The organism is Salinifilum aidingensis (assembly GCF_054782015.1).
The window spans coordinates 24,860-41,177 of sequence record NZ_BAAGTH010000010.1 but is presented as its reverse complement, the minus strand read 5'-3'; the positions used below and the strand labels follow the sequence as shown (position 1 = coordinate 41,177).

General features: G+C 72.6%; 16 protein-coding genes and 2 pseudogenes. 7 read left to right on the top strand and 11 right to left on the bottom strand.

The annotated features are described in order from the left end of the window. Nucleotides 1-93: 93 nt before the first annotated feature. Nucleotides 94-1,080, top strand: a complete 987-nt coding sequence (gene meaB, locus ACYVJE_RS14475) for a methylmalonyl Co-A mutase-associated GTPase MeaB (RefSeq protein WP_461144864.1) — start codon at nucleotides 94-96, stop codon at nucleotides 1,078-1,080. 3 nt (nucleotides 1,081-1,083) lie between these two features. Continuing rightward, a complete protein-coding gene (locus ACYVJE_RS14470; RefSeq protein ID WP_459156667.1) occupies nucleotides 1,084-1,455 on the top strand; it encodes a GntR family transcriptional regulator in 372 nt (123 codons plus the stop codon). Between the two features lie 6 nt (nucleotides 1,456-1,461). Here ACYVJE_RS14470 and ACYVJE_RS14465 read toward each other — a convergent pair whose 3' ends face one another. Further along, on the bottom strand, nucleotides 1,462-1,881 hold the full coding sequence (locus ACYVJE_RS14465) for a hypothetical protein (RefSeq protein WP_459156668.1): 420 nt from the start codon (nucleotides 1,879-1,881) through the stop codon (nucleotides 1,462-1,464). A 176-nt stretch (nucleotides 1,882-2,057) separates the two neighbouring features. On the opposite strand from ACYVJE_RS14465, the gene ACYVJE_RS14460 reads away from it, so the two are divergent. Then, nucleotides 2,058-2,702, top strand: coding sequence for a GntR family transcriptional regulator (locus tag ACYVJE_RS14460; RefSeq protein ID WP_461144863.1), 645 nt, complete (start codon nucleotides 2,058-2,060; stop codon nucleotides 2,700-2,702). Then, nucleotides 2,654-3,634, top strand: coding sequence for an EamA family transporter (locus ACYVJE_RS14455; RefSeq protein WP_461144862.1), 981 nt, complete (start codon nucleotides 2,654-2,656; stop codon nucleotides 3,632-3,634). The genes ACYVJE_RS14460 and ACYVJE_RS14455 overlap by 49 nt, the downstream gene beginning before the upstream one ends. A 485-nt stretch (nucleotides 3,635-4,119) precedes the next feature. On the opposite strand, the gene ACYVJE_RS14450 is transcribed toward ACYVJE_RS14455, so the two are convergent. The 3 genes and pseudogenes from ACYVJE_RS14450 to ACYVJE_RS14440 form a co-directional block, all read right to left on the bottom strand. Then, entirely contained in the window at nucleotides 4,120-4,281 is a 162-nt protein-coding gene (locus ACYVJE_RS14450) for a DUF397 domain-containing protein (protein WP_461144861.1), read from the bottom strand. Between the two features lie 89 nt (nucleotides 4,282-4,370). Beyond that, a pseudogene (locus ACYVJE_RS14445) lies at nucleotides 4,371-4,601 on the bottom strand (Scr1 family TA system antitoxin-like transcriptional regulator); the annotation flags it as partial. A gap of 13 nt (nucleotides 4,602-4,614) precedes the next feature. Then, a pseudogene (locus tag ACYVJE_RS14440) lies at nucleotides 4,615-4,812 on the bottom strand (helix-turn-helix domain-containing protein); the annotation flags it as partial. A 26-nt stretch (nucleotides 4,813-4,838) separates the two neighbouring features. Here ACYVJE_RS14440 and ACYVJE_RS14435 point away from each other — a divergent pair. Further along, a complete protein-coding gene (locus tag ACYVJE_RS14435) occupies nucleotides 4,839-5,261 on the top strand; it encodes a hypothetical protein (protein WP_461144860.1) in 423 nt (140 codons plus the stop codon). Nucleotides 5,262-5,433: 172 nt separating this feature from the next. Here the strand turns inward: ACYVJE_RS14435 and ACYVJE_RS14430 are convergent, their stop codons facing one another. Then, nucleotides 5,434-6,054 (bottom strand): DUF305 domain-containing protein, encoded by a 621-nt coding sequence (locus ACYVJE_RS14430; RefSeq protein ID WP_461144859.1) that lies wholly within the window; start codon nucleotides 6,052-6,054, stop codon nucleotides 5,434-5,436. Nucleotides 6,055-6,192: 138 nt separating this feature from the next. On the opposite strand from ACYVJE_RS14430, the gene ACYVJE_RS14425 reads away from it, so the two are divergent. Then, on the top strand, nucleotides 6,193-7,635 hold the full coding sequence (locus tag ACYVJE_RS14425) for an LVIVD repeat-containing protein (protein WP_461144858.1): 1,443 nt from the start codon (nucleotides 6,193-6,195) through the stop codon (nucleotides 7,633-7,635). A gap of 150 nt (nucleotides 7,636-7,785) precedes the next feature. On the opposite strand, the gene ACYVJE_RS14420 is transcribed toward ACYVJE_RS14425, so the two are convergent. The 5 genes from ACYVJE_RS14420 to ACYVJE_RS14400 all read right to left on the bottom strand — a co-directional run bounded on the left by ACYVJE_RS14420 (nucleotide 7,786) and on the right by ACYVJE_RS14400 (nucleotide 13,596). Next, nucleotides 7,786-9,939 carry a diguanylate cyclase domain-containing protein gene (locus ACYVJE_RS14420; protein WP_461144857.1) on the bottom strand — a complete coding sequence of 718 codons (2,154 nt, stop codon included), beginning with the start codon at nucleotides 9,937-9,939 and terminating at the stop codon, nucleotides 7,786-7,788. A 91-nt stretch (nucleotides 9,940-10,030) separates the two neighbouring features. Next, the gene (locus ACYVJE_RS14415) at nucleotides 10,031-10,843 is read right to left on the bottom strand and encodes an SAM-dependent methyltransferase (protein WP_459156676.1); all 813 of its coding nucleotides are present in this window, start codon (nucleotides 10,841-10,843) and stop codon (nucleotides 10,031-10,033) included. Nucleotides 10,844-10,944: 101 nt separating this feature from the next. Further along, nucleotides 10,945-11,649 carry a M50 family metallopeptidase gene (locus ACYVJE_RS14410; protein ID WP_461144856.1) on the bottom strand — a complete coding sequence of 235 codons (705 nt, stop codon included), beginning with the start codon at nucleotides 11,647-11,649 and terminating at the stop codon, nucleotides 10,945-10,947. An 81-nt stretch (nucleotides 11,650-11,730) separates the two neighbouring features. Further along, nucleotides 11,731-13,047: a M20 family metallopeptidase gene (locus ACYVJE_RS14405; RefSeq protein WP_461144855.1), complete on the bottom strand. Its 1,317-nt coding sequence runs from the start codon at nucleotides 13,045-13,047 to the stop codon at nucleotides 11,731-11,733. Between the two features lie 285 nt (nucleotides 13,048-13,332). Continuing rightward, entirely contained in the window at nucleotides 13,333-13,596 is a 264-nt protein-coding gene (locus tag ACYVJE_RS14400; RefSeq protein ID WP_459156679.1) for a hypothetical protein, read from the bottom strand. A gap of 171 nt (nucleotides 13,597-13,767) precedes the next feature. Here ACYVJE_RS14400 and ACYVJE_RS14395 point away from each other — a divergent pair, with 171 nt between their 5' ends. Further along, complete coding sequence (locus tag ACYVJE_RS14395; RefSeq protein WP_461144854.1) at nucleotides 13,768-14,811, top strand: ABC transporter substrate-binding protein; 1,044 nt, start codon at nucleotides 13,768-13,770, stop codon at nucleotides 14,809-14,811. A 201-nt stretch (nucleotides 14,812-15,012) separates the two neighbouring features. Here the strand turns inward: ACYVJE_RS14395 and ACYVJE_RS14390 are convergent, their stop codons facing one another. Further along, nucleotides 15,013-16,314: a pyruvate dehydrogenase complex dihydrolipoamide acetyltransferase gene (locus ACYVJE_RS14390; RefSeq protein WP_459156681.1), complete on the bottom strand. Its 1,302-nt coding sequence runs from the start codon at nucleotides 16,312-16,314 to the stop codon at nucleotides 15,013-15,015. Nucleotides 16,315-16,318: the final 4 nt, after the last annotated feature.

The window sequence follows — 16,318 nt, the reverse complement described above, 5'->3', positions numbered from 1 at the left end:
GCTGCTCCTGCCGCGCGGCGCCCGGCGCCGGCCCCGGCCGCGGCGGGCCGCCGCGGCCGCGCACGCACCCCACTGGTGAGGTGAAACAGCTCCATGCCCCGTTCCATCGACATCGGCGAGTACGCCGACGGTGTGCTCGCCGGGTCGCGCACGATGCTCGCGCGGGCGATCACGCTCGTCGAGTCCACCCGCGAGGACCACCGCCGACAGGCCCAGGACCTGGTCACGCGGCTGCTGCCGCGCAGCGGGGGTGCGCACCGCGTGGGCATCACCGGCGTGCCCGGTGTCGGCAAGTCCACGTTCATCGAGGCGCTGGGCGGCATGCTCACCGGGTCCGGGCACCGCGTCGGCGTGCTCACCGTCGACCCGTCGTCGACGCGCACCGGCGGCAGCATCCTCGGCGACAAGACGCGCATGAGCGCGCTGGCCAGCGATCCGCACGCGTTCGTGCGCCCCTCCCCCTCGGCGGGCACGCTCGGCGGCGTCGCCCGGGCCACGCGCGAGACGATCGTGCTGCTCGAGGCCGCGGGTTACGACGTGGTGCTCGTGGAAACCGTCGGCGTGGGCCAGTCCGAGGTCACCGTGGCGGGCATGGTGGACTGCTTCGTGCTGCTCAGCCTCGCCGGGGCCGGGGACCAGCTGCAGGGCATCAAGAAGGGCGCGCTGGAGCTGGCCGACATCGTGGCGGTGAACAAGGCCGACGGCGAGCAGGCCGACCGCGCGCGCAAGGCCGCGCGCGAGCTGCGCAGCGCGATGCGGATGCTCACGCCGGCGAATCCGACGTGGACACCTCCGGTGCTCACCTGCAGCGGCCTGGAGGGGTCCGCTGTGGACGCCGTGTGGGAGAAGGTGCGCGAGCACCGCGCGGCGCTGGCGGACAGCGGCGAGCTGGACCGCAAGCGCAGCGAGCAGCGCGTGGAGTGGACCTGGAGCCTGGTGTCCGAGCAGCTGATGGGCGAGCTGACCGCGCACCCGCGGGTGCGCGCGATCCTCGGCGAGGTCGAGGAGCAGGTGCGGGCGGGGCGGATCCACGCGGGCACGGCCGCCCAGCGGCTGCTCGACGCCTTCCGGCAGGATTGACGCATGCTCGTCGAAGTGGACCCCGACTCCCCCGTCGTCCCGTTCGAGCAGCTGCGGGCGGGCATCGCCGAGCGGATCAACGACGGCCGGCTGCCGGTGGGTGCGAAGCTGCCCACGGTGCGGGCCCTGGCCGCGGAGACCGGCGTGGCGGCGAACACCGCGGCCCGCGCCTACCGCGAGCTGGAGCAGGCCGGGTTGATCGAAACCCGCGGGCGGTCCGGCACGTTCGTCGCAGCGGCCGAGGACAGCAGCCGGCGCCGCGCGGCCGAGGCGGCCGCGGAGTACGCGCGGTGGGCGCGCAGCTTGGGACTGGACCGGCAGCAGGCCGGCGACATCGCCACCGCGGCCCTGGACGCCGAGTGGGGCCGTTCCTGAGACCGCTCAGCTGCGCCCGCGCACGCGCCGCCGCAGCCACGGTTCGGCGGGCAGGCCGAAGAACGCGCGCACGCCCGCCTCGTGCAGCAGCCCGAGGGTGGAACCGAGCGCGAGGTTGATCACGAGCGTGGCCCAGGCCTGCATCTTCAGCGCGTTGTACAGCGAGCCGATGCTGATGGCGGCGAGCACGAGCAGCACCATCCGCGCCCAGCGCTTGCCGCGCGGCAGGGCCAGCGCCGCGGGCACCGCCAGGGCGGCCTGGACCAGGGTGACCACCAGGGCGGTGAGCGTCACCGGTGTCGCGGCGAGCACGACGAGGTAGAGGCTGCTGAGCACGGTCAGCGCGGTGCCGATCAGCCAGATCCACTGCGTGGTGCGCACGTGGCGCGGTACCGCCGGGGCCTCGGCGGAGGCGGGTGCGGTCATGGCGGGTCCTCCCGGTTGTTCGCGGTGCTGCTGCCTGCGCTGCGATCAGCGGCTGCGCGCCGCCGCAGTCTGCCGCACGATCTCGTCCGACCACGTTCGGGGGATGTACCGGACGCACTGGGTGTTGAACCGGCGTCCAGGATGCAATATATTGCATTCCGGAGGAGGGAGCGGCCATGGCGAAGCTGGGGCAGTCGATTTCCCGACAGAGCGCGGCCGAGCAGGTCTACCGCATCCTGCGCGCCAAGATCGAGGACGGTTCGCTGGCGCCCGGGGAGCAGCTGGCCGACGGGGAGCTGGCCGCGGAGCTCGGGGTGAGCCGCACCCCGGTCCGCGAGGCGCTGCGCAGGCTCGTCGACCAGGGCGCCGTGGAAACCGCGTCCGGCCGCCACACCCGCGTCACCGGTGTGCAGGAAACCGATGCCGCGCAGGTCTTCCCGCTGCTGGGCGTGCTGCACGAGTTCGCCGCGCGCTGCGCCCTGCCGCAGTTGACGACCGCCGACTTCGACGAGATGCAGGCGGCCAACGACCGGATGCGCGCCGCCATCGACTCCGGCGACGCGACCGCCGCCCGCGAGGCCGACCAGGAGTTCCACGCCGTGCTCGTCCGGCGGGCGGACAACCCGTACCTGAGCGCCTCGCTGGACGTGATCGCCCTGCACGCGCGCCGCCTCGAAACCACCTACTTCCAGGACCGGCGACCGGGCCTGGAGTCGCACCACCAGCACCAGCAGATCATCGAAGCCCTGCGGAGCGGACGGGAGGACACGGCATGCGGGCTGGTTCACGCGAACACGCGGCGCGGTCCGGGGCATCGCTGAGCGCCCGCGACCCCAAGCTCGCCGGCGTCCTCATCGCCGTCGCCTCGGCCTGCTGCTTCGGTGGTTCGGGCCCGTTCGCCAAACCGCTGATCGAAGCCGGCCTCAGCCCGCTCAGCGTCACGTGGCTGCGGATCACCGGGGGCGCGCTGCTGATGCTGCCGTTCGCGATCCGGCACGCCTCCGTGGTCCGGCGCGCACCGAAACTGCTGCTGGCCTACGGCCTGGTGGCGATCGCCGGCGTGCAGGGCTTCTACTTCGCCGCGATCGCCAGCATCCCGGTGGGCGTGGCGCTGCTGATCGAGTTCCTCGGCCCGGTGATGGTCCTCGGCTGGACCCGTTTCGTGCTGCGCAGGCCGGTATCCCGCAGCGCGGCGATCGGGGTGGCACTGGCCGTGGCGGGCCTGGCCGGGGTGGTGGAGGTCTGGTCCGGGCTGAGCTTCAACCCGGTCGGGCTGCTGCTGGCCCTCGGTGCGGCGTGCTGCCAGGCGGCCTACTTCGTCCTGGCCGACACCAGCGCGGACGTGGATCCGCGCGGGCTGGCCGCCTACGGCCTGCTCGTCGGAGCGGCGGTGGTCACGCTCATCGTGCGGCCCTGGTCCGTCGACTGGTCCGCGCTCGGCGGCGCGGTCACCCTGAGCGGTCAGAACTTCCCCGCGGTCCTCGCCGTGGCGTGGATCGTGCTGCTGTGCACCGCGCTCGCCTACCTCACCGGAATCATCGCCGTGCGCCGGTTGTCCGCGCCGGTCGCCGGTGCGATCGCCTACCTCGAACCCGTCGTCGCGACCGTGCTCGCCTGGTGGCTGCTCGGCGAGCACCTCGGCGCCGCCCAGCTCACCGGCGGGGCGCTCGTGCTCGTCGGGGCCTACGTCGCGCAGCGCGCCGCGACCGCGCGGCGCGCGGTCGCTGAGCCGGCCCCCGAAGCGGCGCGGTGATCCGGGGCGGGCGCGGCTTCGGGACGGCAGACCACGTGCGGCACGCCAGCATGCTCCTCAGAGCCGTACTGCCGGGTGGCCCGCCCGTCCGGTGCCCAGCTCATCTCGAAGACCCCGGGGGCCGCCTGGACACGCTCGACTCGCAGGCCCGGCCGGAACCGGCCGGCCTCCAAATCAGGCACGAACTGGTCTTCGACCACCCGCTGGAACCGCGCTCGCTGCTCATCGGTGAGCTTTTCGCAGTCCTGGGCGAAGCGCGGCGCGGTTTCGAACGTCGGCACGGGCGGTCACTGATCCAGGTCGGCGAACATCGCCTCGACGTCGTCGTAGGTCGTGGTCTCGCCTGCGGCGATCTGCTCGGAGGCCTCCCGCTCCCCGGCCTGCCAATCGGCCTGCCAGAACCACCGTTGATCGGCCGGGATCGTGGTCGTTCCGCGGACCGTGACGACACCAGCCTCGTCGAGGTCGAATTCGAGCTGATCCCCTCACGCTCGAAGGCGAGCCACCGGGCTGTCCTCGCCGAGCTTGGAATCGCGCACCCCACGTGCCCCGGATGCGAAGCCGACTTCGACGCACTGAGCGCCTCCGCCGTTGCTGCGACTGCTCTCGCGCCACACCGCACTGGACACGGCGTCCAACTCCGCCATCTCTTTCGCTCCGTCACTCGCTCGCGAGTTCGTCGATCCTGTTCTCGAGCACGTTCATCGTCTCCGCGGGGGCCAGAGCGACGGAGCTGCCACCGGCGGCGGACTGCTTCCTCGCCCGCGCTCGGAAGCCAGCCGCGACCGAGAGCCTCCGTGTAAGCGGAGGTTCGGAGGATACCGGGAACCAGGTCGATCTCGAAATTCCGCACCGACACGGCTTCGGACTCCAGTCCGATGTACTCCTCGAAGCCCGTCGGCGCAAGCGTCGGAACCGTACTTCTTCCACCAGCCGCGCTGCCGCGCCTGGGCTGCGAGCGCCGCACATTCGTCGCGCTCGGACTCGTCGACTCGGTAGACGGTCGCCAGAGCGATCACTTCGGCAGGCCCCGGCGTGGTCTCTCCGCGTTCGATCCTGCTCACACGTGCTTTCGACCGGGCGAGCACGCGCGCGACGTCCAACTGGTCCATCGCGGCCCGCACCCGCCAACGCCGTAGCGTCCGCAGGACCTTCCGCAGCCGAACGGTCGGGCTCACCCGCTGCTCTCCGAGTTCCTCAGGCAATGCCGAAGCCGCCGGGCCGCGAGTTCCCGCCGGACACGAACGTCGCGACGCTGTGCGGGCGGGTCGTGGTCTCCGCGGCCGGCGACCTCGCCTGGCTGTGGCCCACCTGCGCCGACTGCGACGAGCAGGCCCGGGAGCTCGTCGGCGTGCCTCCGCGCTGCGCGCCGCCCGTCGCCGCGGGAGGACGCATGAACCGGCGCATCCGCATGGCGACGCTGCTGCTGCGGGGCGAATGGCTGCTCGACGACGCCGTCCACCGGATCGGCGGCGACCGGTTCACCCCCGACGAGTGCCGCGACACCGCCCGAGCGCTCGAGGAGCTCGCCGCAGCGCTGCGGGAGTACGCGCGCGAGAGCGAGATCCGGAGCGCCGGCGCCGCTCCCGGCAGCGGGTCGCACCGCCCGTCATCCGCAGCGGAGTGACCCGCCTCCGTCCACGGCGAACTGCGGGATCCGCAGTGGACTCCCCCTCGTCCGAAAACCACGGCGATCCCAGCGCGACCGCAGAACAGCACCGCGAAACCACCGTCGCGCGGAGCGGCGAAGCACCGCAGGACGATGCCGAAACTCCGTGAGAACGCCGCGAACGCGCTGCTCACGCACCCAGTTCCCGACCGATCTCGTGCATCTGAGCGATCTCGTTGGTCTGCGTGGTCAGCACGTCCTGGGCCATCGCCTTGACCTGCTCGACCTTGCCCTCCTCCAGGTAGGCCTTGGCCATGACGAGCGCACCCTCGTGGTGCCGGATCATCAGCCGCAGGAACATCCGGTCGAAATCACCGCCGCGCGCCTGCGCCAACCGCTCCATCTGCCGGGTGCTGGCCATGCCCGGCATCCGCTCGCGCGAGCCGTGGTCCTGCCCGCCGCCGTGCTCGATGCCGTGGTTGCCCAGCCACGCGCGCATCATGCCGATTTCCGGGCGCTGGGCGCGGTCGATGCGCGCGGCCATCGTCCGCACGCGCTCGTTCTCGGCGTGCTCGCGTGCCAGGGCGGTCATCTCCAGCGCCTGCTGGTGGTGCGGGATCATGCCGCGCAGGTAGCCGACCTCCTCCGCACCGGCCTCGGACGGCTCGTACATGCGGTCCACTTCGGCCTCGTCGACCACCCGCGACTCCCCGCCCGGGGCACCGGGCTGCACCACCGGAGCCGACTGGCCCCCGCACCCGCCGAGCAGCGCACCGGCCAGCACGACCGCCGCGATCCGTCCGCCCCGCATCAGCGCCTCCTGTCGAAGGACAAATACGCCCGCCCGGTCGATTGGTGAGGCGGCGCGTCGTCACGATACTGAGGATGACGCCCGCCCGGGTACCTCCGCACGGGCGGACCCCACGGATGCCGGAGACAAGGTGGTGGCATGCGCAGCCGATTCAGCCGCCGGGCACGGCTCCTGGTCAGCCTCGTGGTGGCCGTTCCGCTGCTGATCGTGCTCGTCGTGGCCCCGTCCACGACGCGGCAGCCCGCCGCGGGCGGGGACGCGCCGGACGAGCACCGCGTCCCCGACTCGGCCGTGGAGCGCGACACGCTCTCCAGCGACAACATCGAGCAGACCGCGCAACTGCCCAAGCAGCCGCCGTTCGACGGGGAGGAGGCGTGGGGCACCGACCTCGCCTTCCAGGGCGACCTGGCCTACATCGGCAACTACGACGGGTTCAGCGTGGTCGACATCTCCGACCCGGACGACCCCGCCCCGGTGGCGCAGGTGCACTGCCCCGGCGGGCAGGGCGACGTCTCGGTCTCCGGGGACCGGCTGTACCTGTCCGTGGACTACCCGCGCACGGACAACACGTGCCAGGGCGAGGAGACCACCGAAGCCGACCCCGGCGGCTGGGCGGGCATCCGGGTGTTCGACATCAGCGACCCCGCGCGGCCGCAGTACGTCTCCGCCGTGCCCACGGCGTGCGGCTCGCACACGCACACGCTCGTGCCCGGCAAGGACGGCAGGACCGACTACCTGTACGTCTCCTCCTACGGACCGGCCGAGGAGTTCCCCAACTGCCGGCCACCGCACGACAGGATCTCCGTCGTCGCAGTGCCGCACGCCGACCCGGCGGCCGCGGAGCTCGTCGACGCACCGGTGCTGTTCCCCGGCGGCGGCAACCCGGGTGAGACGGCCTCGCGGGAAACCACCGGCTGCCACGACATCACGGCCTTCCCGGACAAGGACATCGCCGCCGGCGCGTGCATGGGCGACGGGATCCTGCTCGACATCTCCGAACGCGACAACCCGCGGGTGATCCACCGGACCCGCGACGACCGCAACTTCGAGTTCTGGCACTCGGCCACGTTCAACAACAGCGGCGACCGCGTGGTGTTCACCGACGAGCTCGGCGGCGGCACCGCGGCCACCTGCAACGAGCAGGTCGGGCCGAAGCGCGGGGCCAACGGGATCTACCGCCTCACCGGATCCGGGAGCAACGCCCGGCTGGAGTTCGTCAGCTACTTCAAGATCCCGCGGCACCAGGCCGAGACCGAGAACTGCGTGGCGCACAACGGATCGCTCGTCCCCGTCCCCGGGCGGGACATCATGGTGCAGGCCTGGTACCAGGGCGGCGTGTCCGTGTGGGAGTTCACCGACCCGCGCAACCCGCGCGAGATCGCCCACTTCGACCGCGTGCCCTACGACCGGGAGGAGCTGCACGCGGCGGGTTCCTGGTCGGCGTACTACTACAACGGCCGCATCTACTCCAGCGGCATCCAGGAAGGGCTCGACGTGCTCGAACTCGACGACCGGCGCACCGACCCGGCGGAGGACGTGACCTACGAGCGGTTCAACCCGCAGACGCAGCCGGTGTACTGATCAGCGGCGCGCTGGTCAACGGCGACCACCGCCGGCGACGCGCGGACGCGCACTCCCCCGCGCCCAGCCGGCGGGGCGGCGCACCGCCTCCGGGCGGTGCGCCGCAGCATTCCGCACGCACGACAGCTCTCGCAGGAGGGCGCTCGAAAATCACCCCTGTTCGGAGCGGCTCGGCTCGGCCTGCCGCATCCTCTCCAGCAGCTCGGGCACGTCGAACGACAGCACCGCGGGGCCGAACAGGTCACCACCGCCGACGTCGCAGCCCAGGTCCCGCCACCGCGCGGCGTGCTGCTCCGCGGCGAGGTCGCCGACCCACACCCGCGGGCCCATCTCGCGGATCAGCGGCACGAGCCTCCGCGCCAGGCGCACTTCCGGAGCACCGCTCGATTCGGCTTCGTTGGCGACGCGGACGAACTCGCTCCCCAGCCGCACCACTCCGACCGGGAACTCGCGCAGGATCCGGAACTCCTCCGGAGTCCCGCGGAAACCGTGCACGGAGGTCTGCACTCCGCACGAACCCACGTGGCCGAAGTTCTCCCGCACCTCGTCGCGGCTCTCGCCGAGCAGGGCGTCGGTCGGCACGCTCAGCCGCAGCGCGGCGGACGGAACCCCGTCGGCCTCCAGCACGCCGCGCACCACGCGCACCAGGTCCGGGTCCACGGCCTGGTTCTCGCTCAGCGACACCACGACCTGCACGGGCGACCCCTCCGCGTGCCAGTCGCCGAGCTGCTCGGTGACCGCGCGCAGCAGCCAGTCGCGCAGCGAGAGGTTCGCACCGGAGCGCTCGGCCAGCCGCAGGCACTCGTGGTGGTCCACCGGCCCGTCCTCGGCCGGTTCCCACACGAGCTCGGCCTCGACGGCCTCCAGCTCGCGGGAGTCCAGCGACAGCAGCGGCCGGTAGAGCACGTCGATCTCGCCGAGCGCGAGACCGCCGGGCATCGTCGCGGCGAGCTTGGCCCGGATCCGCTCCTCGGACGCGCGGTCGGGGTCGAACAGCGCCCACTGGCGCTTGCCGGTGGCCTCGGCCCGGCGCAGCGCCACGTCCGCGGCCCACAGCATGTCCGTGTGGTCGGCCTCGGCCACGCTGCGGCGCACCACGCCGATGTTCGCCGAAGCCGCGACGCCCTGGTCGCCGAGGTAGATCGGATCGTCCAGCACGCGGTTGATGATCGCCGGGAACCCCGAGACCGGCGCCGTGTCCGGTCCCTCGACCACGAAGACGCCGAACTCGTTGCCGCCGAACCGCGCGACGACCGCGTCCTCGCCCGCGAGGAGACCGCTCAGCCGCCGCGCCACCGCCTTGATGACCTCGTCACCGCTCTCGTAGCCGAGACCGTCGTTGATGAGGTCGAAGCTGTCCAGCGCGAGGTGGTACACGACCACGTGCGCGCTCGCCGGCAGGTTCGCCAGCTGCTCCTGCAGCTGCGTGGTGAAGTGCTGCCGGTTCGACAGGCCGGTCAGCGGGTCCTGCAGGGCCTGGTCCCTGAACCGCTTCTGCAGCAGGTGCAGGTCGGTGACGTCCTCGACGATCGTGACGACCTGCGGTCCGTCGTCCTGCGCGAGCACCGACAGCGCCAGGTACACCCAGGACAGCTCGCCGTTGGCGCGCACCAGGCGGTGGCGGTCGTCGTCGAGCCGCACCGAGCCTCCGGATTCGACGAGTTCGCCGTAGACGGCGCCCAGCTGCTCGGCGTCCTCCTCGTGGAAGAAGTCGTGGATGCGCATCGTGCGCAGCCGCTCGCGGGAGTACCCGAGGTTCCGCACCAGGGCGGCGTTCGCCTGCAGGAACGTCCCGTCCGGTTGGCAGATCGCCACGCCGACCGGCGTGCTGCGGAAGACCTCGGTGAACCGCGCCTCGCTGGCCGCCAGGTTGCGGTCGGCCTGCAACTTCGACCGCAGCAGCGCGCGCTTGAGCGTTTCCTGCTGCTGGAACGTGCTCTCCCGGTCGGCGGAGACGTAGCCCGCGGCGACCGAGGTGAGCAGCGCCATGAGCGCGCTGCTGCGGCTGTCCGCACCGGGGACCAGCTCGTCGCGCAACAACCCCAGGATCGAGGACAGGCAGCGCTCGCCGGTGGCGTGCATCCCGACCAGGCGCTTGCCGACCCAGGAACCGATGTCGTCCATCTCGGACTCGCCGTCCAGGGCGGCCAGCAGCGCGTCCAGCACTTCGCGCAGCGCGCTCTCGAGGTCCCGCCGCGAGAGGGGGATGTAGGCCGTGGTGCTGAGCAGCCGCGCCCAGCGGCGCGCGATCTCCTCGCGCCGCCGGTCGTCGAACCCCGCGACGGGGTTGCGCGGTTCGCCCACCGTCACCTCACCTGTCCGTTGCTCCACCTCGCAGCGACCGGCACCACTGTGCCAGTCGGGGATCACCCGTGTCCCGGTCCACCCCGCGTGTTCACCGCCGGACTCCGACGCCTGCGTAGATCTGGTTGCCACCGGGCTCGTGCGGAGCCAGGTCCGCGCACTCCGGGCGCCACATCGCCGTGCCCACGATGCCCGGTTCGACCAGGTCGAAACCGGTGAACAGCTCGCTCACCTCGGCGTAGCTGCGGGTGTGCACCGGATCGGCGCTGCTGCGCATGACCTCGACGACGCCCTCCATCTCCGCGGGGCTGATGTCCGCGGTGAAGTGCGACAGCGCCAGGTGGCTGCCCGGGGCCAGACCCTCCCGGTACCGCGCCATGATGGCGGGGGCGTCCTGCTCCCGCGGGACGAAGTGGAACACTCCCGCCATGATGAGACCGATCGGCCGGGAGAAGTCCAGCAGCCGTCGCGTCTCCGCCGCCTGCAGGATCGCGTCGGGATCGCGCATGTCGGCCTGCACGATCGTCGCGTCGTCGTTGTCGGCCAGCAGCATCTCGCTGTGCGCCACCGCCACCGACTCGTAGTCCACGTAGACCACGCGCGCGGCGGGGTCGATCTCCTGGACGATCTCGTGCACGTTGCCGACCGTGGGAATGCCCGAACCGACGTCCAGGAACTGGCGGACGCCCTGCTCGGCCATGAACACGACGGCGCGGCGCAGGAAGGCCCGGTTCAGCCGCGCGACGTCCCGCGCGCTCGGCAGGGCCCCCAGGAACTTGTCACCCAGTCGGCGGTCGGAGGCGAAGTTGTGCCGACCGCCGAGCAAGTAGTCGTAGACGCGTGCAGCGCACGGGGTCTCCTCATCCACGCCGGCGGACTCCCAGGTCGTCACGGATTCGCTCATCGCTCGAGTCCTCACCCTCACTTCGGTGTGCGGTGATCACCCTACTGCGCGAACACTCCGGCATCGACGGGGCGTGGTCAGATCGTTTCCCGGCGTTTCCGCTAAACGGTAGGGGCCAGCAGCAGGAACCGCGCACCGAGCACGAGCGCGGCGCAGGCGATGAGGCCCCACAGCGCCAGCCACGCACCGCCGGCCACCCCGGTCAGCCGGGCGAGCTGGTCGGCATCGGAGTCCGGTGCGCGCCGGCGCCGGCGTTTGCGCTGCAGCTCGAGCAGCGGCCGGATCCCGCCGAACAGGAGGAACCAGGCGAGCACCGCCGCGCACCAGCCCTGCCAGACCGGGCTCGCGTACCAGGACAGCGCGAACAACGCCCCTCCGGTGGCGAGCACGGACAGCACGCCGTAGACGTTGCGCACCGCCACGAGCACGAGGGCCAGGCCGCCGATCGCGATCCACAGCATCAGCCGCACCCGGTCCTCGCCGACCAGCCACGCACCGCCGAGCCCGAGCAGCGACACCGCCGGGTAGCCCGCGAGCAGCGTGCACACCATGCCGGGACCGGTGCCCCTGCCCGTGGAGACGGTCAGCCCCGAGGTGTCGGAGTGCAACCGGATGCCGTTGAGCTTGCGGCCGCTGAGCAGGGCGACCAGGGCGTGCCCGCCCTCGTGCGCGATGGTGACGACGTTGCGCAGCACCAGCCAGAGCGCGCGGTAGGTCACCATGACCAGCGCGACGAGTCCGGTGAGCAGTTCGGGCAGGCCCGCTGTCGACAGCAGGCCGGTCACGGGATCATCCACTTCAGGCACTCAATCGTTCCGGTCGGGCGGGTTCCGGCGATCCGGCCTCCCCGGCGGTTCCGGTGGCCGGTGTCCCGCTGCGGTGCGCGTTCACGCGTCGAAGACGCCCGCGGGGTCGACGTCCCCGCCGGCGCGGAACTCGGCGTCCACCGCCCGGCGCAGCTGCTCGTCGGCGAGGTAGTCCAACGCGGTCAGGGCCAGGCCGACGGCGCCGTCGACGACGGCGCGGTCCCCGGACTCACCGCGGGCCGCGGTGGCGAAGGCCTCCGTGTGCAGGGCGAGCCCGTCGCCGGCGAGGCCGATCATCGGGTGGATCGCCGGGACGCGGTGGCTCAGGTTGCCGAGGTCGCTCGAGCCCGTGAGGTACTCGGGCACGACGCCCTGCGGCAGCGCGGTCCGCCCGCGGCGCCGCTGGTGCTGGGCCCACCGGCCGACGAGCGCGTGGTTGTGCCGGATGGGCAGGTAGCCCGGTTGGGGGTCCCAGCGCAGTTCGACACCGCAGCCGGTGGCCTCGGCCGCACCGTCAGCGATCGCGGTGAACCGGGCGGCGAGGTCCTGCAGCGCGCCCAGCTCGGCCGAGCGCAGGTAGAACAGCCCGGCCGCCCGGTCCGGGACGACGTTCGGGCGCCGCCCGCCGTCGGTGATCACCCCGTGCACGCGGTCCGACGGCGGCAGGTGCTGCCGCAGCGCTGCCACGCCCTGGTAGGTCGCCACCAGCGCGTCCAGCGCGTTGCGGCCCATGAACGGTTCCGCGGCGGCGTGCGCGGCGATGCCGTGGAACACGACCTCGACCTGGCGGCGGCCGGTGAACGGGTGCGCGCCGATGTCGTGCGAGAACGGGTGCAGCATGACCACGGCGTCGACGTCGTCGAAGACGCCCTCGCGGGCCAGCAGCTCCTTGCCGCCGCCGCCCTCCTCGGCCGGCGTGCCGATGAGGCTGACCCGGCCGCCCAGGTCGTCCACCGCCGTGGCCGCTCCGAGGAACCCGCCGACACCGCTGGAGGCGATGATGTTGTGCCCGCAGCCGTGGCCGATGCCCGGCAGCGCGTCGTACTCGGCGAGCACGGCCACGTGCGGGTGCCCGCTGCCCACCGCGGCCCGCAGCGACGTGCCCAGCCCGCCGATCCCGGTGTGCACCGCGCATCCGTAGTGCCGCAGCACATCGGCGATGCGGGCGATCGCTTCGGTCTCGCCGAAGGCCTCCTCCGGGTGCTCGTGGATGGTGTGGCTGAGCTGCACCAGTTCCGGAGCGTGCCGGTCGATCCAGCGCTCGACCGTGGACCGCGTGGCCTCGGACACGCCCGTGAAGGCGGAGGAGACGGGTTCGGCCTCGGCTGCCGCCCGCTCGGTGGCCGCGCGGACCGAGCGCAGGTACGAGTCGTCGGGCGTGGTGGGTTCGCGTCGCACGGACTCGACTCTAATAGCACGGACCCCCGCCGCTACCCCCACGCACGCACCGGACCCGACCGCACCCCGGTTTTCTGGATCCGTTCCAGAGAGCGCAATTTTCATGAAAATTGGAAGTTGTCCCCACACGTCCGCAGTAAACATGCTCCCCACCCGATCGAGGATCGGCGCGTCGTGCGGGGTGGTCTTGCCGGAAGGGGCGGACGCGATCACACCGAGAACGAGGCCTGCCCGAGAACGAGGTCGCCCCGCAGAGGGCGGGATCGCCCCGCAGAGCGGGGCACGTCACCTGGACACGCGGCGGGTGCGGCGCACGTGGCGCGTCACGCGCGTCGCCCCGGCGCCGCTGCGCGCCCGCCGGGTGCTCCCCCACTCCTGCTCGGCCGGGCGCGAGGCGTGCAGGCGCAGCAGCGCGACGTCCGGGTTCTCCCCCGCGTGGCACTCCCACAGCAACCGCAGGAGCTCGTCCTCGGTGAGCTGCCAGCGTCGTTCGAACACGCCCTCGTCGTTCATGACGGCCTCCGGGTGCATCGCGTGGCGCCGCACCACCCACGGTACCTCGCCGGGTGACGCATCGTGACCACTTCGGGGCCGCGCGGAGAGGCCGTGCGGCGCACCCGTGATCCCTCTCACCGCGCCACGAACCGGACTGGGCACGCCTCCGCCCGATCACTAAGGTTAGCCTTGCTTTTCCGGTGATCGACGCAGAAGGATGCGGTGATGAGTCTTTCCTCAGCGCGGGCGGCGCGCTCCCCGGTCCCCGCCCTCAGCCGCCGCGGGTTCCTCGCCGGGACCGTCGGCGCGGCAGCCGCGGGCCTCGCTGCCTGCGCAGGGGGCAGCGGCTCCGGCGAGGCGCCCCGGGGCGGACCGGGCTTTCCGGTGACGATCCCGAACCGCTACGGCCGGGCGGAGATCCCCGGCAGGCCGCGCGCGATCGCCAGCCTCGGCATCACCGACCACGACGTGCTGCTCATGCTCGGCATCCTGCCCGCCGGGCTGACCCGGTGGGGCCCGTGGGGCAGCGGTGTCGGGCCGTGGGTGCGGGACGAGCTCGACGACCAGCTCGCGAACGGCGGCGAGGAGCCGCGCCTGTTCGGCAGCGAACTCGACCTGGAAGGGGTCATCGGCCTCGAGCCCGACGTGATGATCGGCGTGCAGAGCGCGCTCACCCGCGACGAGTACCAGCGGCTGAGCTCGTTCAACCCGGTCGTGGCCCAGCCGCCGAACAGCATCGACTACGGCGTGCCGTGGAAGCAGCAGGCCGAGACCATCGGCAGGGCCGTCGGCATGCGCGGGGAGACCTCCCGGCTCATCACCGACACGCAGGGCGCGCTCGACCGGACCCGCGAGCAGCACCCCGAGTTCGAGGGCAGGACGCACGTGACCGTGCGCACCGACGCCCAGGGCACCTACGCGGCCTACACGCGGCAGGACGCGCGCACCGCCCTGCTGGAGCAGCTCGGCCTGACGCTCTCCCCCGCGATCCAGCAGCTCGACGACGGGGGCGAGTTCAACGTCAAGATCTCCAAGGAGCAGGTCTCGCTGCTGGACGCGGACGTCGTCGTGGTGACCACCGCGCAGCCCGCGGACGTGGCGACCGTCCGCGCGGACCCGCTGCTGAACAACCTGCCGGCGGCCAAGCGCGGCTCCCTGGTGCTGCTGGAGGACTACGACCTGACCATGGCGCTGGGCTCGGCCACCGTCTCCAGCATCCCGTGGGTGCTCGAACGGCTGCCGCGGAGGCTCTCCCGGGCGCTGGGGTGACCGCGGCTCCGTCCGCTGCTGCCCCCGGCCGGAGCAGCAGCGGACGGAAAAGAACCCCTCCCGCGAGAGGCTGCGTCATCGCGGGAGGGGTCGTCCTGCGCGGCGGCACGGCAGCGCCCGCACCGCCCGAAGACCGGCCCCGCGGACCGGCACCGCGGGCACCCCGGACCGGCGGCCGGGGCCGGCGGAGGGACCGGGCTCTCAGGCCACGATCCGGATCGGGTCCTCGAGCAGCGCGGTGAGGTGCTGCAGGAACGCCGCACCGACCGCACCGTCCACCGCGCGGTGGTCGGCCGACAACGTCACCCGCAGGATCGTGCGGGCGACGAACTCGCCGTCGCGCACCTGCACCTCGTCCTTGGCCGCGCCCACGGCGAGGATCCCGGCCTCCGGCGGGTTGATCACCGCGGAGAACTGCTCCACGCCGAACATGCCCAGGTTCGAGATCGAGAAGGTGCCGCCGGACATCTCGTCCGGCTTGAGCTTGCCCTCCCGGGCGCGCCCGGCCATCTCCCGGCTCTCCTCGGCGATCTGCGAGACGCTCTTGCGGTCCGCGTCGCGCACGACCGGCACCACCAGGCCGGAGTCGATCGCCACGGCCACACCCAGGTGGACCCGCTTGTGCTGCAGGATCTTGTCCCCGCCGAAGGAGGAGTTCACCGCCGGGTGCGCCCGCAGCGAACCCGCCACGGCCTTGACGACCAGGTCGTTCATGCTGACCTTGCTGCCGCCGACGGCCTGCAGCCGGGCGTTGAGGTCGGCGCGGAACGCGGCCAGGTCGGTGACGTCGATCGCGCTGGTCAGGTAGAAGTGCGGCGCGTTCTGCTTGCTCTCGGTGAGCCGTTTGGCCGTGACCTTGCGGATCTGGTTCAGCGGCAGCTCCTCGACGTCCTCGTCGGCCGCGGTCTGCGGCGCGGCGGAGGACTGCTGCGGCGCGGCCGGGGCTTCCGCCGCGGGGGCGGCGGGCGCCGGGCTCTCCGCGGCGGAGCTCGCCGCGGCCTCCACGTCGACGCGGATGATCCGCCCACCGGGGCCCGTGCCCCGCACCGTGCTCAGGTCCACGCCCTGCTCCCGGGCGATGGCCTTGGCCAGCGGCGAGGCCTTCGGCTTCTGCCCGTTGACCGTCCGCTCGCCGTCCTGCTCGGAGGCGGCGGCCGGGGCCGGCTCCTCCGCGGCCGCGCCCTGCTGCGGGGCGGGCTCCTCGGCCTGCGCGGGTGCGGCCGATGCGGTCCCCCCACCGCCGGCCGCGGCCTCGGCCGCGGCGCCCGAGCCGTCGCCGAGCACGGCGATGGGCGTGCCGATCGGCGTCGTCTCGCCCTCGCCGACGAGGATCTTCTCCAGCACGCCGGCGTCGTAGACTTCCATTTCCATGACGGCCTTGTCCGTCTCGATCTCGGCCAACACGTCTCCGCGGTCGACCGCGTCCCCGACCTGCTTGCGCCAGGTCGAGATGACGCCCTCCTCCATCGTGTCGGAGAGCCTCGGCATCTGGATCTCGGTCATCGGC

Coding starts and splice junctions, on each gene's coding strand:
- meaB (WP_461144864.1), top strand. CDS start 94: ATGCCCCGTTCCATCGACATCGGCGAGTACGCCGACGGTGTGCTCGCC.
- ACYVJE_RS14470 (WP_459156667.1), top strand. CDS start 1,084: ATGCTCGTCGAAGTGGACCCCGACTCCCCCGTCGTCCCGTTCGAGCAG.
- ACYVJE_RS14465 (WP_459156668.1), bottom strand. CDS start 1,881: ATGACCGCACCCGCCTCCGCCGAGGCCCCGGCGGTACCGCGCCACGTG.
- ACYVJE_RS14460 (WP_461144863.1), top strand. CDS start 2,058: ATGGCGAAGCTGGGGCAGTCGATTTCCCGACAGAGCGCGGCCGAGCAG.
- ACYVJE_RS14455 (WP_461144862.1), top strand. CDS start 2,654: ATGCGGGCTGGTTCACGCGAACACGCGGCGCGGTCCGGGGCATCGCTG.
- ACYVJE_RS14450 (WP_461144861.1), bottom strand. CDS start 4,281: ATGGCGGAGTTGGACGCCGTGTCCAGTGCGGTGTGGCGCGAGAGCAGT.
- ACYVJE_RS14435 (WP_461144860.1), top strand. CDS start 4,839: ATGCCGAAGCCGCCGGGCCGCGAGTTCCCGCCGGACACGAACGTCGCG.
- ACYVJE_RS14430 (WP_461144859.1), bottom strand. CDS start 6,054: ATGCGGGGCGGACGGATCGCGGCGGTCGTGCTGGCCGGTGCGCTGCTC.
- ACYVJE_RS14425 (WP_461144858.1), top strand. CDS start 6,193: ATGCGCAGCCGATTCAGCCGCCGGGCACGGCTCCTGGTCAGCCTCGTG.
- ACYVJE_RS14415 (WP_459156676.1), bottom strand. CDS start 10,843: ATGAGCGAATCCGTGACGACCTGGGAGTCCGCCGGCGTGGATGAGGAG.
- ACYVJE_RS14395 (WP_461144854.1), top strand. CDS start 13,768: ATGAGTCTTTCCTCAGCGCGGGCGGCGCGCTCCCCGGTCCCCGCCCTC.
- ACYVJE_RS14390 (WP_459156681.1), bottom strand. CDS start 16,314: ATGACCGAGATCCAGATGCCGAGGCTCTCCGACACGATGGAGGAGGGC.